At 70.2% G+C, this 14,183-nt stretch carries 12 protein-coding genes; 6 read left to right on the top strand and 6 right to left on the bottom strand.

What is annotated here, in order from left to right; genetic code table 11:
- Window positions 1-16: 16 nt before the first annotated feature.
- The 4 genes from ACIQFZ_RS39020 to ACIQFZ_RS39035 all read right to left on the bottom strand — a co-directional run bounded on the left by ACIQFZ_RS39020 (window position 17) and on the right by ACIQFZ_RS39035 (window position 5,134).
- Complete coding sequence (locus tag ACIQFZ_RS39020) at window positions 17-286, bottom strand: type B 50S ribosomal protein L31 (RefSeq protein WP_365426514.1); 270 nt, start codon at window positions 284-286, stop codon at window positions 17-19.
- A 51-nt stretch (window positions 287-337) separates the two neighbouring features.
- Window positions 338-808, bottom strand: coding sequence for a DUF5709 domain-containing protein (locus ACIQFZ_RS39025; protein ID WP_365775685.1), 471 nt, complete (start codon window positions 806-808; stop codon window positions 338-340).
- A 610-nt stretch (window positions 809-1,418) separates the two neighbouring features.
- Window positions 1,419-3,200, bottom strand: a complete 1,782-nt coding sequence (locus ACIQFZ_RS39030; protein WP_402693485.1) for an ABC transporter ATP-binding protein — start codon at window positions 3,198-3,200, stop codon at window positions 1,419-1,421.
- Complete coding sequence (locus ACIQFZ_RS39035) at window positions 3,197-5,134, bottom strand: ABC transporter ATP-binding protein (RefSeq protein WP_402693486.1); 1,938 nt, start codon at window positions 5,132-5,134, stop codon at window positions 3,197-3,199. Before ACIQFZ_RS39035 ends, ACIQFZ_RS39030 begins: the two co-directional genes overlap by 4 nt.
- A gap of 291 nt (window positions 5,135-5,425) precedes the next feature.
- Here ACIQFZ_RS39035 and ACIQFZ_RS39040 point away from each other — a divergent pair, with 291 nt between their 5' ends.
- Window positions 5,426-6,178 carry a L,D-transpeptidase family protein gene (locus ACIQFZ_RS39040; RefSeq protein ID WP_383059959.1) on the top strand — a complete coding sequence of 251 codons (753 nt, stop codon included), beginning with the start codon at window positions 5,426-5,428 and terminating at the stop codon, window positions 6,176-6,178.
- A gap of 124 nt (window positions 6,179-6,302) precedes the next feature.
- On the opposite strand, the gene ACIQFZ_RS39045 is transcribed toward ACIQFZ_RS39040, so the two are convergent.
- Window positions 6,303-6,758, bottom strand: coding sequence for a MarR family transcriptional regulator (locus tag ACIQFZ_RS39045; protein ID WP_365437564.1), 456 nt, complete (start codon window positions 6,756-6,758; stop codon window positions 6,303-6,305).
- 116 nt (window positions 6,759-6,874) lie between these two features.
- On the opposite strand from ACIQFZ_RS39045, the gene ACIQFZ_RS39050 reads away from it, so the two are divergent.
- Both ACIQFZ_RS39050 and mltG read left to right on the top strand, forming a co-directional pair.
- Window positions 6,875-8,677: an ABC transporter ATP-binding protein gene (locus tag ACIQFZ_RS39050; protein WP_365775689.1), complete on the top strand. Its 1,803-nt coding sequence runs from the start codon at window positions 6,875-6,877 to the stop codon at window positions 8,675-8,677.
- Between the two features lie 43 nt (window positions 8,678-8,720).
- A complete protein-coding gene (gene mltG / locus ACIQFZ_RS39055; protein ID WP_365424839.1) occupies window positions 8,721-9,566 on the top strand; it encodes an endolytic transglycosylase MltG in 846 nt (281 codons plus the stop codon).
- Window positions 9,567-9,644: 78 nt separating this feature from the next.
- Here mltG and ACIQFZ_RS39060 read toward each other — a convergent pair whose 3' ends face one another.
- The gene (locus ACIQFZ_RS39060) at window positions 9,645-10,724 is read right to left on the bottom strand and encodes an NAD(P)-binding domain-containing protein (protein WP_402693487.1); all 1,080 of its coding nucleotides are present in this window, start codon (window positions 10,722-10,724) and stop codon (window positions 9,645-9,647) included.
- Between the two features lie 60 nt (window positions 10,725-10,784).
- Here ACIQFZ_RS39060 and ACIQFZ_RS39065 point away from each other — a divergent pair, with 60 nt between their 5' ends.
- The 3 genes from ACIQFZ_RS39065 to ACIQFZ_RS39075 all read left to right on the top strand — a co-directional run bounded on the left by ACIQFZ_RS39065 (window position 10,785) and on the right by ACIQFZ_RS39075 (window position 14,102).
- Window positions 10,785-11,207, top strand: coding sequence for a secondary thiamine-phosphate synthase enzyme YjbQ (locus ACIQFZ_RS39065; RefSeq protein ID WP_141363581.1), 423 nt, complete (start codon window positions 10,785-10,787; stop codon window positions 11,205-11,207).
- Between the two features lie 334 nt (window positions 11,208-11,541).
- Window positions 11,542-12,816, top strand: coding sequence for a recombinase family protein (locus ACIQFZ_RS39070; RefSeq protein WP_402693488.1), 1,275 nt, complete (start codon window positions 11,542-11,544; stop codon window positions 12,814-12,816).
- 1,151 nt (window positions 12,817-13,967) lie between these two features.
- On the top strand, window positions 13,968-14,102 hold the full coding sequence (locus tag ACIQFZ_RS39075; protein WP_402693489.1) for a hypothetical protein: 135 nt from the start codon (window positions 13,968-13,970) through the stop codon (window positions 14,100-14,102).
- The last annotated feature ends 81 nt before the right edge of the window (window positions 14,103-14,183 follow it).

The raw sequence follows: 14,183 nt of genomic DNA on the forward strand, positions 1-14,183 counted from the left end.
CACCGCCGGTCGCAGGTCAGGCCCCGTCGCCCCCGGGGCCCTGCCCGCCGCCGTAACGCCGCTCGAACCGGGCGACGCGGCCCTCCGAGTCCACCGTGCGGGCCTTGCCGGTGTAGAACGGGTGGCTCTCCGAGGAGATCTCCACGTCCACGACCGGGTAGGTCGCGCCGTCGTCCCACTCGATGGTCTGCTCACTGGTCGCGGTGGACCGGGTGAGGAAGGCGTAACCGGCGGCGCGGTCCCGGAAGACGACGGGGTGGTAGTCGGGGTGCTTGTCCTGCTGCATGGGTGCTCCTCGTGCGGCGGGGGAGAGGGCGGCGGCACGCGGGCGGCCGGGTCAGCCCTGCGGGGTTTCCTCGTCGACGACGTGCATTGCGGCCTCCTCGGCGGAGGCGGCCGCGCCGTCGATGCCCACGTCGGTGGCGACCAGGGCGCTCTCGTCGTCCTCGTGCGCTCCCTCGTCGGGGGCGACGAGGCGGCCGGAGCGGGCGTCGCCGACCTCGTTGTCCAGGAGTTCCCCGTCGGTGTCCTCGCAGTCGCCCATGTCGTCGCCGTCCCAGACGGGCGGTTCGGGCAGTTCCTCGGCGAGACGCTGGTCCAGGGTTTCGCCCTGCCGGCGCTCCGCGGCGGTCACGCCGGTGTGCTCCACGGCCCACGGCCGCTCCGGAGGCGACCAGCCACGGTCCAGGGGGTCGTCGACACCGTCGTACACCAGCGTGTCCTCCGGGTCGAGCACGCCCGTGTCCTCCCTGACTTCGGAGTCGTCGGGCTGGTAGACGTCGTCTCCCCATCCCTCGGCGCTGTCCACGGGTACCTCCAGGTGGTGGGGACGGGCCCGTTCTCTGCGCGGCCGGTGTGCGGGGCGCAGCCGGCACCCGGCACGAACCACACGGTTCCCGGGCGCTCCCCGAGCCGTTTCCGCTTTCCAGCCTTCCACCGCTGTTCGGCACCGCGCAACGGCACCGACCGCGAGGCCCGGCCGATGCCCTGTCCACCGCCCGTCCCGTCCCGGGCCCGCCCCGGCCGCCGGGCCCGGTATCGCACCGGTCACCGCGCCGGAGCCCGCCCCGGCGACTGCGCCGGTCACTGTGCCCATCGCCGCCCAGGCCACCACGCCGAAGCCGGTCCCGACGACCCTGCCGGTCCCGGCGGCCGCGCTCGCCGTCAGGTCGGCCACCGCTTCGGTCGCCGCGCTGGAGCCGGTCCCGCCGATCCCGCCGACTTCGTCGGTCCCGGCGACCGCGCACGACGCCGCACGCGTCCCCGCGCCCCCGCCGCACCCGTCCTCGCGCCACCCCCCCCGGCACCGTCACCCCGGACGACAGAGCTCGCGGCCCGCAGGCCGAACGGCCGGGCGGCTCGCGTTTCGAGGCAGGGGCCGGCCCGCATGCGCCCGTGGGCGCAGCGGGATCATGCCGTCACCCGTGCCAGGACCGCCACAGCGCCGCGTAGGTGCCGTTCGCCGTGACGAGATCGTCGTGGCTGCCCAGCTCGCTGATGCGGCCGTTCTCGACCACCGCGATGACATCGGCGTCGTGGGCCGTGTGGAGTCGGTGGGCGATGGCGACGACCGTGCGGCCGTCCAGGACGCGGGCCAGGGACCGCTCCAGATGCCGGGCCGCACGTGGGTCGAGCAGCGAGGTCGCCTCGTCCAGGACCAGCGTGTGCGGATCGGCCAGGACCAGCCGGGCCAGGGCGATCTGCTGGGCCTGGGCCGGGGTGAGGGCCAGACCGCCGGAGCCGACCTCGGTGTCCAGCCCGTCGTCGAGGGCACGAGCCCAGCCGTTCGCGTCGACCGCGCCCAGTGCCGCCCACAGCTCCGCGTCGACGGCGTCCGTGCGGGCGAGCAGCAGGTTGTCGCGCAGGGATCCCACGAAGACGTGGTGCTCCTGGTTGACGAGGGCGACGTGGGAGCGGACGCGTTCGGCGGGCATCCGGGACAGTTCGGCGCCGCCGAGCGCGATCCGGCCGTTCCGGGGCGCGTAGATCCCGGCGAGCAGCCGGCCCAGCGTGGACTTTCCGGCGCCGGACGGGCCGACCAGGGCCAGTCGCGTGCCCGGGGCGACCTTCAGGGAGACCTCGCGCAGGACGTCGACGCCCTCCAGGTAGCCGAAGTGCACCCGGTCCGCGTCCACGTCCCGGCCGGCGGGGGCCAGCGAGTCGTCCCCGGCGTCCGGCTCGATGTCGCGCACCCCGACGAGCCGGGCCAGCGACACCTGCGCCACCTGCAACTCGTCGTACCAGCGCAGGATCAGCCCCACCGGGTCGACCAGCATCTGCGCGATGAGGGCACCCGTCGTCAGCTGACCGACCCCGATCCAGCCCCGCAGGACGAACACGCCACCGACCATGAGAACCGAGGCGAGCACGGTGACGTGGGTGACGTTGACGACCGGGAAGAGCACCGACCGCAGCCAGAGTGTGTAGCGTTCCCACGCGGTCCATTGCGTGATCCGGAGTTCCGACAGGGCGACGCGGCGTTCGCCGAGACGGTGTGCCTCGACGGTGCGCCCGGCATCGACGGTCTCGGTGAGCGCGGCGGCCACGGCGGCGTAGCCCGCGGCCTCGGAGCGGTAGGCGGACGGCGCCCGCCGGAAGTACCAGCGGCAGCCGAGCACCAGCAGCGGCACGGCCAGCAGCACGGCCGCGGCGAGCGGCGGCGCGGTCAGGACCAGACCGCCGAGCAGCAGCGCCACCCACACGACCCCGATCGCCAGCTGCGGCACGGCCTCGCGCATCGCGTTGGCGAGCCGGTCGATGTCGGTGGTGATACGGGAGAGCAGGTCGCCGGTGCCCGCCCGCTCCAGCACACCCGGCGGCAGGCCCACCGACCGGACGAGGAAGTCCTCGCGCAGGTCGGCCAGCATCCGTTCGCCGAGCATCGCCCCGCGCAGCCGCACCTCCCGTACGAACACCGCCTGGACGAGCAACGCGAGGACGAACAGTGCGGTGGTGAGGGGCAGATGCAGCTCGCGGGTGCCGTCCGCCACCCGTTCCACCAGGTCGCCCAGCAGCCAGGGACCGGCCATGGAGGCCAGCACGGCGACGGTGTTGACGGTGATGAGCAGGACGAAGGCCCGCCGGTGCCGGTGCAGCAGTTCGCTCACATAGGAGCGTACGGTCGCGGCGGAACCGACCGGCAGGGTGTCGGCCGTGGTAGGGGCCGCCGGGTCGTAGGCAGGGGGCGCCACGCCGATCATGCCGTCTCCTCCATCTCTTCGAGGGCCCCGTCCAGGGCCCCGTCCAGGGCCCCGTCCAGGGCCCCGTCCAGGTCATCTTTCCGGGCTTCTTCCGTGGCGTCCCGCGGGGTGGCCTCGTCGTCGAACGGCGCGTCGTGCCGCGGGCGGTCCGGTGCGGCCCGCAGCCTGCCGCCGCCGTCGAGCACGTCGTGCGCGGCGCGTTCCTCGTCGGTCTCCCGGGTCACCACCGCGCGGTACCGGGGCTCGGTGTGCACCAGGTCCCGGTGCACACCGACCGCGGCGACCGCGCCCTCGTGGACCAGCACCACCCGGTCGGCGCGGTCCAGGAGGAGGGGCGAGGAGGTGAAGACCACCGTGGTGCGTCCGGCCCGCAGGTCCCGCAGGCCCCGCGCGATCCGCGCCTCGGTGTGCGAGTCGACGGCGGAGGTCGGTTCGTCCAGGACGAGCACCTCGGGGTCGGTGATCAGCGACCGGGCCAGAGCCAGACGCTGGCGCTGGCCACCGGAGAGCGACCGGCCGCGCTCGGTGATCCGGACGTCCATCGGGTCCTCGGCGGACGGCGACGATTGCGCGAGCGCGTCCAGGACGTCGTCGCACTGGGCGGCGGTGAGCGCCTCCCGGGCGGCGACCTCCCCCGAGGCGGGCACATCGAGCAGTGCGCGCAGCGATCCGGACAGCAGCACCGGGTCCTTGTCCTGGACCAGGACGGCCGTGCGCGCGGAGCCGAGCGGCAACTCGTCCAGCGGTACGCCCCCGAGCAGCGCCGAGGTGCCCGGCTCGGTGGGGTGGCCGCCGAGCCGTTCTGCCAGCCGGCCCGCGGCGTCCGGGTCGCCGCAGACCACGGCGGTGAGTTGTCCGGCCGGTGCGCGAAGGCCGGTCGCCGGGTCGTGCAGTTCACCTGACGGCACGACGGGTGCCCGTGTCCCGGTCCCGTCGGTGGCCCGTTCCAGGGACAGCACCCGGGCGGCCCGGGCGGCCGACGGGCGGGAGAAGGAGTACGCCATGGCGATCTCGACGAAGTGCCGCAGCGGGTAGGTGAGGACCATGACGGAGCTGTAGACGGTGACGAGTTCGCCCACGCTGATCCGGCCCGCGCGGGCCAGGTGCACGCCGTACCAGACGACCCCGATCAGCAGCAGGCCCGGCAGCAGGACCTGGATCGCGGCGATCAGGGACCACATGCGGGCACTGCGGACGGCCGCGTGCCGCACCTCCTGGGAGGCACGCCGGTAGCGGTCGAGGAACAGCTCCTCCCCGCCGATGCCGCGCAGCACTCGCAGTCCGGCGACGGTGTCCGAGGCCAGTTCGGTGGCGCGGCCCGCCTTCTCACGCTGCACGTCGGCGCGCCGGGTCGCGCGGGGCAGCAGCGGCAGTACCGCGAGAGCCAGCGCCGGCAGGCCCACGGCGACGACCACGCCCAGCGCGGGCTGGTAGACGAGCAGGGCGACACAGACCAGCACGATGGTGAGGGCCGCCGCGGTGAACCGGGACACGGCCTCCACGAACCAGCCGATCTTCTCGACATCGCCGGTGGACACGGCGACCACCTCGCCGGCGGCCACCCGCCGGGTCAGCGCTGAGCCCAGCGCGGCGGCCTTGCGGGCGAGCAGTTGCTGGACGCGGGCGGCGGCGGTGATCCAGTTGGTGACCGCGGCGCGATGCAGGTAGGTGTCGCCGAGCGCGTTGCCGGCACAAGCCACCGTCAGCAGCCCGCCGGCGAAGGCCAGCCGCGCACCCGAGCGGTCGACGACCGCCTGGATGGCGAGGCCCACGCAGAACGGCAGGGCGGAGACGGAGGCGAAGTGCAGCAGTCCCCACGCCAGTGCCTTCATCTGCCCGCCCAGCTGGTTCCGCCCCAGCCACCACAGGAGTCGGGGACCCGAGCGTGCGTCAGGCACGCCCGGATCGGGATACGGAAGGTCTTGAATCTGCATGACGTCCCAGTGGCTCGTGTCAGGGGCGGAAGGCTGCCGCCGGGGCGGCGGGCGAGCCGTGACAGCCTGGCGGCGCAAAGTGGTCGAAAGCAAGCGGTTTTCCGTACGAGGGAACGGGATTGGCCGCTTCGCTCCCGGCCTGTCGGATGCAAGGGCCCGGCGCGTTCCGACCCACGTGCCAGGGGCCTCTGACCAGGAGTCGAACAGTGGAATGCCCCAATGAGAAGGGGATAAGGCTATTTGGGCCAATCTCGACTAGATCACGTCGTGTCTCCTGGTCAAGATGAGGACATGCAGACTCGCGGTGCATGGCGTGCGGTGGTCGCTGCGGCGACCTGTGGGTTCCTTCTGGCGGCACTGGCCGGGTGTGGCGGAACGCCCAGCGAGGTCCGCCATTACGGCGACATACCCAGGCCGGGCGGGCCGACGGGGACCGCCCGGTCCAGCGCGCCCGTGGTGCCGTCCCGGGTTCCGGGGATCGGGGACCGCATGTGGCAGCAGGTACCCATCGGCACTCGGCAGATCGTGGCGGTCTTCGGCGACCACAAGACCTCCCCCGACTCCACGCTCGTTCTCTACGAGAAGTACGGCACCAAGTGGGAGCCGCAAGGGAGTTGGCCGGCCCACAACGGCAAGCGCGGCTGGGTGGTCGACCACTGGGAGAACGACGAGCGGAGCCCGGTGGGAGTGTTCACGCTCTCCGACGCCGGCGGCGTCCTCGACGACCCCGGCACCCGGCTCCCGTACACCCAGGACGAGAACGCCTTCATCTCCCCGTTCTACTGGGACGAAGCGCACTGGCACGACTTCGACTACGTCATCGCCATCGACTACAACCGCCTGCGTGGCACTCGCCCGGACGATCCGACCCGTCCGCTGGGCCAGAGCAAGGGCGGTGGTATTTGGCTGCACCTGGACCACGGTGACGGCACGCTGGGCTGCGTGAGTGTTCCTGAGTCCGCGATGGAGTACCTGCTCCGCAGGCTCGATCCGAAGAACAAGCCCGTCATCGTCATGGGGGACAAGGCCCACCTGCGGCTGTAGTCACCGCATCGGCTGTGTAGCCGGCGAAAGAGTGCCGTGTGGTGCGCCAGGCCGTCCCGCACTCTTCTCGCTCCTGGCGGCAACGCGTCGTGTTCGGACCGGCGTTGACGCGTCGAAGTGCGGCTCAGCAGCCGCGCCCCTGGGTGGGCACCGTGCCCACCAGCGTATCCAGCAGTCCGCCGAGCGTCTCGCGCTGCTCACCCGTCAGGGGCGCCAGGATTTCCTCCGCGGCGGCCCGCCGGGCGCGGCGCAGCTCCCCCAGGGCCTTGCGCCCGTCGTCGGTGAGCTCGATGCGGATGACCCTGCGATTGGCCGGATCAGGTACCCGGCGCACCTTGCCGCTCGCCTCGAGGCCGTCCACGAGGGTCGTCACCGCGCGGGGCACGACCTCCAGGGACTCGGCCAGATCCGCCATGCGGGGCGGCTCGCCGAAGTGCACCAGGGTGCGCAGCAGCCGGGACTGGGCCGGCGTGATACCCAGGGCGTGCAGTTCGAGGTGCCGCTTCTGGATGCGGTGCACCCGGCGGGTGAGCCGCAGCAGTTGCTCGGCGAGAAGACCGTCGGGGTCGGGGGTGGTCATGCGGGAACAATACCAGGACCTCGTTCATTGTGAGTATAGGTAACAGTGAGCTAAGATCGGGTGATCGACGTCGGCCGCATCTGCGGCCCGGCACCCACCCACCCCCGTAGGAGCCCATGCATCCCGACCGTCAACCCCTCTGGACCCCACCCGCCGACGCCGGGGAGCAGCCGCGGCAGGTCCGCCGGATCCTGCGCCTCTTCCGCCCGTATCGGGGTCGTCTCGCGATCGTCGGCCTGCTGGTGGGAGCCGCCTCGCTGGTCTCCGTCGCCACGCCGTTCCTGCTGAAGGAGATCCTCGACGTCGCGATCCCGCAGGGTCGCACCGGCCTGTTGAGCCTGCTCGCCCTCGGCATGATCCTCAGCGCCGTCCTCACGAGCGTCTTCGGCGTGCTGCAGACGCTGATCTCCACGACCGTCGGCCAGCGCGTCATGCACGACCTGCGCACCGCCGTCTACGGACGGCTGCAGCGCATGTCCCTGGCCTTCTTCACCCGGACCCGCACCGGCGAGGTGCAGTCCCGCATCGCCAACGACATCGGCGGCATGCAGGCCACCGTCACCTCCACCGCCACCTCGCTCGTCTCCAACGTCACCAGCGTGGTCGCCACGATCATCGCGATGGTCGCCCTCGACTGGCGGCTCACCGTCGTCTCGCTGCTGCTGCTCCCGGTGTTCGTATGGATCAGCCGCCGCGTCGGCAACGAACGCAAGAAGATCACCACCCAGCGGCAGAAGCAGATGGCCGCGATCGCCGCCACGGTCACCGAATCCCTCTCCGTCAGCGGCATCCTGCTCGGTCGCACGATGGGCCGCTCGGCCTCGCTGACCGAGTCCTTCAGCGCGGAGTCGGAAGGCCTGGTCGACCTCGAGGTGAGGTCGAACATGGCCGGGCGCTGGCGCATGGCCGTCATCACGATCGTCATGGCCGCCCTGCCCGCCGTCATCTACTGGACCGCGGGCGTCGCCCTCCAGTTCGGCGGACCGCAGGTCTCCATCGGCACGATCGTCGCCTTCGTCTCGCTCCAGCAGGGACTGTTCCGGCCGACCGTCAGCCTGCTGTCCACCGGTGTGCAGATCCAGACCTCGCTCGCGCTGTTCCAGCGCATCTTCGAGTACCTGGACCTGCCGATCGACATCACCGAGCACGAGCGCCCGATCCACCTCGACCGCGTCAAGGGCGAGGTCCGCTTCGAGGACGTCGACTTCCGCTACGACGACAAGAGCGGCCCGATCCTGGAGGGCATCGACGTCACCGTGCCCGCCGGCAGCAGCCTCGCGATTGTGGGCCCGACCGGCGCCGGCAAGTCCACCCTCGGCTACCTGGTGCCCCGGCTCTACGACGTCACGGGCGGCCGCGTCACGATCGACGGCGTCGACGTGCGCGACCTCGACTTCGACACCCTCGCCCGCGCGGTCGGCGTCGTCTCCCAGGAGACGTACCTCTTCCACGCCTCGGTCGCCGAGAACCTCCGCTTCGCCAAGCCGGACGCCACCGACGAGGAACTGCGGGCGGCGGCGAAGGCGGCGCAGATCCACGACCACATCGCGGCCCTGCCAGACGGCTACGACACGGTCGTCGGCGAGCGCGGCCACCGGTTCTCCGGCGGTGAGAAGCAGCGCCTGGCGATCGCCCGGACCATCCTGCGCGACCCGCCGGTGCTCATCCTCGACGAGGCCACCAGTGCTCTGGACACCCGTACGGAGGCCGCCGTGCAGGAGGCCATCGACGCCCTGTCCGCCAACCGGACGACCCTCACCATCGCGCACCGCCTGTCCACCGTGCGCGGGGCCGACCAGATCGTGGTCCTGGACTCCGGGCGGCCGGCCGAACGCGGTACGCACGAGGAACTGCTGGAGCTCGACGGACGCTACGCGGCCCTGGTCCGCCGGGACGCGCAACTGGAACCGACAAGCTGACGATATGCCGGGTTTACGGCCCTTTGAGGGTTACCGTGCCCGCATGCAGAGGAACACTCCGTCACGGAGAACGACCCGACTGACACGCCGGGGCCGTGTGGTCCTGGTCCTGACCGGGGCCGTCCTGGCCGGCACCGCCGTGGCGGTGCCGCTGCTGACGCTCCGCCACGACGTCCTGGCAGGACCCCGCACGCTGGTGATCCCCGAGGGCTGGCGGTCCGGCCAGATCTACGCCGCCATCGACAAGGCCCTCGCCCTGGCCCCCGGCACCGCGAAGCAGTCGCTCGCCGACGCCCAGCTGAACTTGCCGAACGCCGCCGAGGGCAATCCGGAGGGCTATCTCTTCCCGGCGACGTATCCCATCGACGACAAGACCACCCCGCAGTCCCTGCTGACCTACATGGTCGACACCGCGAACAAGAGGTTCGCCGCGGCCCCGGTCGCCGCCGGCCCGGAGCGCAACTCCACGAACCTGTACCAGGCGATCACCATCGCGAGCATCGTCCAGGCCGAGACCGCCTCGAAGGCCGACATGAGCAAGGTGGCCCGGGTCGTCTTCAACCGGCTGGAGCACGGCATGCCGCTTCAGATGGACTCGACCCTCAACTACGCCCTCAACCGCAGCACGGTCCGCATGAGCCTGGAGGACACCCGGCTGGACAACCCCTACAACTCGTACCAGCGCATGGGGCTGCCGCCGACGCCCATCGACAGTCCGGGCGAGGAGGCCATGCGCGCTGTGGCCAACCCGGCGCAGGGCGACTGGCTGTACTTCGTCACCGTCAAGCCGGGCGATACGCGCTTCACCGCCGACTACAGCGAGCACCAGCGCAATGTGGCGGAGTTCAACGCCCACCTGAAAGGCAGCAGTCCGCAGCCCGCGAAGTGAGCCGTGCCCGGCCGCGGCGGTCCAGGGCGTGTCCGGCCGCGGCGGCCCGCGCCGGTTGTGCCGCGGCTGCTCACACCGTCACGCCGCGGCCGCCGGCTCCTCCTCCAGCAGGCGCCTGATGTCCCGGACGGCCGCGCGTCCGGCCCGGTTGGCGCCGATCGTGCTGGCCGAAGGGCCGTAGCCGACCAGGTGGATCCGGAGATCGGCGACCGCTCGGGTGCCGTCCACACGGATGCCGCCGCCCGGTTCGCGCAGCCCGAGCGGCGTCAGATGGCGCAGCGAGGGCCGGAACCCGGTCGCCCAGAGGATGACGTCGGCCGCCACGTGCCGTCCGTCCGCCCACAGCACCCCGTCCGGGGTGATCCGGTCGAACATCGGCTGCCGGTCCAGGACCCCGTCCTCCAGCCCCCGCCGGATGGCGTCGTTCAGCGGAAGTCCCGTCACCGAGACGACACTCCTGGGCGGCAGTCCCTGCCGCACCCGCTCCTCGACCAGCGCCACCGCCGCCCGCCCCGCGTTCTCGTCGAACGGGCCGTCACGGAAGACCGGCGGCCGTCGCGTCACCCAGGTGGTGGCGGCCGCGTACGGGGCGATCTCCAGCAGGTGCTGGGTGCCGGAGGCGCCGCCGCCCACCACGATCACGCGCTGCCCGGTGAACTCCTCGGGCCCGGCGTACTGCGCCGTGTGCAACTGCCGCCCGCGGAAGGTCTCCTGACCCGGGTACCGCGGCAGGAACGGCTGGTCCCAGGTACCGGTCGCGTTGATCAGCGCGCGTGTCGCCCAGGTGCCGTCGGAGGTCTCCACGAGCAGCCGCCCGCCGGGGCCCTCCGTGACCGCAGTGACCTCCACGGGCCGCCGCACCCGCAGGTCGAAGGCGCGTTCGTAGTCGGCGAAGTACGCGGCGACGACCTCCGACGACGGCCGCGCGGGATCGGCGCCGGTCAGCTCCATCCCCGGCAGCGCGTGCATCCCGTGCACCTTGCCGTACGTCAGCGACGGCCACCGGAACTGCCAGGCACCGCCCGGACCGGCGGGACGGTCGAGCACGACGAAGTCGCGGTCCGGCTCGAATCCGGTGCGCCGCAGGTGATAGGCGCTGGACAGACCCGCCTGACCAGCGCCCACGACGACCACGTCGACCTCGCGTTTGGTGTTCACGCTCCTCCCAACCGCGCCGCGGGCGCCGATCTTCCCCGGCGATCGAGGAGGATGGGGACCATGTCACGTGCCTTCACCACCCGAGTGCTGAACGTGGCCTCCGGTTCCCGGGAGACGGTCGTCGACCTGACCCGTGACTGCGAGGCCTTCCTCCAGGAGACCGCAGCCGGCCGGGACGGTCTGCTGAACCTGTTCGTGCCGCACGCCACCGCCGGCATCGCGATCATCGAGACCGGCGCAGGCAGCGACGACGACCTGCTCGCCGCCCTGCACACCCTGCTGCCCGCCGACGACCGCTGGCAGCACCGCCACGGCAGCCCCGGCCACGGCCGCGACCACGTGCTGCCCGCCATCGTGCCGCCCCACGCGACCATCCCGGTCCTCGGCGGCCGGCTGGAACTGGGCACATGGCAGTCGGTTTGCCTGGTGGACACGAACATCTCTAAAGACAACCGTCAGGTTCGTCTGAGCTTCCTCGGCTGACCAAGATCGCTGCCGGGGGCCGTGCCGCCAATTCTCCGTACCATGCGTGCGCGAACGGAGAGAAACTTGCGCGGTACGGACCCAAGTGTGATCGAACGCCCGTATGACGGATGCGGCAAATGTCTGCTCGGAGTGAGGCGGCTGTCGCGCGTGAAGCTGGCGACGTCGTCCCCCGAGCGTCAGCGGGAGAACGTGCTCACTGCCGCCGCCTCAGTCGGCGCGCACATTGTCGGCTGGGCGGACGACTGGGAGGTCTCAGGCGCCACCGACCCCGTGACACGCCCGAAGCTCGGCCCCTGGCTCCGCGATGAAGAGGGGACCTTACGACGGCTTGGTGGCGGCCGCGGTGGACCGGCTCGGCCGTAACGTCGTCGACTGCCTGAACACCGGATACAAGATGCGGGACGAGAAGAAGATGCTCGTCACGTATGGGCATGACGGCGCCTGGGATCTTGATGACCCCGCTGACGAGAATCGCTTCACCATGGAAGCGTGGGGCGCACAGATGGAACTCCGCGCGATCCAGCGCCGGAACCGCGATGCGACGATCAAGACCCGTGCGGCTGGCCGCCCCAAGGGCAAGCCGTCCTATGGCTTCCAGTACGTGCGGAAGGTGATGGGAGGCAAGATCGACCATGTCGAACTGCACCCGCATGCCTCCGAGGTGATACGCGAGGTAGCACGTCGCATTGTGGCCGATCCCGACAATGTCACCACCAGTAGTGAGGCTGCCCGCCTCAACCGTGCTGGGGAACTGTCGCCCGCAGATCATTTGGCCGTGATGTACGGCAAGTTGGCCGGGGGGCGGCCATGGTCCCCGCAGAGCCTGAAGAACATCCTCCTGTCGGAGGCCACGCTCGGCTACCTGATGCACCGGAACAAGCCGGTGCTTGGGAGGGACGGCAACCCCGTAAAGCTCTGCGAAGGACTGTGGGACCGGGCGACGCATCAGGCGCTCAAGAAAGCTGTACTCGACCGGAAGGTTCCTTGGACGCGTCACTCGAACCGTGACTACCTGCTGACGTACGTCGCCCTGTGCGGACAGTGCCACACGCGCTTGTACACCCAGACGTTGCAGGATGCACCTCCGCGCTATACCTGTACAGCCCGGAACAAGGGTTGGCGGCACGCCCAGCACTGTCGTCCTGCACCGCTCATCAACGCTCACCTCCTCGACTCGTACGTTGAGGAATGGTTTATCCGTGAGCTGGGAGACGGCCTGATCTACGAGACGGTGTACGACCCGGGAAACGGCATCCCCGAGCGGATAGCGGAGACACGAGCCAGCCGCGAACGACTTCGAGCCGACCGTGAGGCCGGGCTCTACGACTCACCGGACGACGCCGCTTGGTTCCGGGATCGGTACGCTGCGTTGGGTCGTGAGTTGGCTGCGCTCGACGCTGAGCCCCAGCGGGCACCCGGCATGGTCCGGCGGCCGACGGGTGAGACCGTCGCCGACCGTTGGTTCGGTGCTCCTGACGTGCAGGCCCGTAAGGAGATTCTGATCGACTTCGGCGTCCGGGTAACCCTCTTCCCGGCCAGCGCACCAGTTCGCTGGGTACCCGGTTTCCTGCATGGCCCCGAGCAGAGTCCGACGGACACGCTGTAGGGGAAGACTCACGTGGGTGATGCGCCTACGGGCGGATCACCGACGTGAGCCGACTACCGCGCAACTCCGGCCTATGCAAGCCGAGTATCGCTGTCAGGCTTTCAACACGGCGGAAAAGCGGCAAGGCGAGTGAGGCGGCTGGATGGACGAGGCGAAACTGCGTGAGAGCGCAGTGGCAGAGTTGCGAGTTGATCACACGGCTTCCGATGGGGTGTGGACGATCACGTCGCGAGACCGGTTGGCCGACCAGGCGATCGCCGAAGCCCTCCCGACGGAGCGGTGTGACGGGTCTCCAGAATCCTGTGGGCTCGTACGGACTGTCCTGGCGGATGAGGTTGCGATACGGATAAAAGACGCTGGTTCCGTGCTTGGCGGCCGGGAGCTCTTGGACGGGGCGGGTGAGCAATGTTCCTGTCGTGAGGGCGGAGGGGCGATGCGAAATGAAAGGTACGGGTGTCTCTGTGGCTGCCACTTCGGAATGATCTGCCGTGAGTCAATCGTCCGCAAGCGTCATAGGAAAGCTCCTCAAGCGGCGTTCCTGTTCACCCTCCGATCTGCACCCGCCGTTGGTCCTATCTACATGGAGTTGACTTCATGGGGTTTGTGCCTTTGGCTCCGCAAGATCACACGGGATGGCGGATGGGTAGACGGACCCCTGGACGTCAGGCTCCGGCTGCAACGGAACTTCACACGGACCCGATCAGGGATTGAGGTGACTCTCTCTCAACCGACGGTCCAGCTTCTGCGATCCGGGGCCTCGGCTGCGTCCTACCAGTTGTCTGTTTAGAGAGTTGGCGCATTCTATCGAAACGTCCGGGCGGAGAGGAGGATGTAATGCTTCCCCTGCTCGAGGTGTGACAATCAATTTCTGGTGTGTTCGGCGCTGGAGGAAGCCGCGGCAACGTCTCGTACAGTGGGGTCCACCTGGCGGTGGTCGCAAGCTGCCGCTCGGCTGCGGCATTGGCCTTGAGCTCCTCCGAAAGTCCTTCATCGCCAGCGGTGGTGTTCTCGCTTTCTCCGCATCAAGCCGAACTACGAACCTTGTGAGAGAGCGCTCGGCGGAGCATGTGTGTTGCACCGCCCCTTGTACTACAGCCGGAGATCTTGTGACGGGTTCTGTGGCGCGTCGTTGACCGGGCATGATGCTGGGTGTGACGGCTGAGCAGATAGCCGAGTGGCATGCCGAACTGTCCGTGTTGACCGGGTCGTTGGGGTATTTGTTCAACCGTCCGGAGCCGCGGGTGGTGTTCGCGCAGTTCATCGAGGGACTGCCACGGCAGTTGTAGTTCCGGCGTCTGTGCTGGTCGGCGGCTTGCGGGGTCGGGTGTGGGCATAGGTACGGCCACCGTGATCATGAACGTTTGTGA

Origin of the sequence: Streptomyces sp. NPDC093064, assembly GCF_044754605.1 — a bacterium.
Classification (GTDB): domain Bacteria; phylum Actinomycetota; class Actinomycetes; order Streptomycetales; family Streptomycetaceae; genus Streptomyces.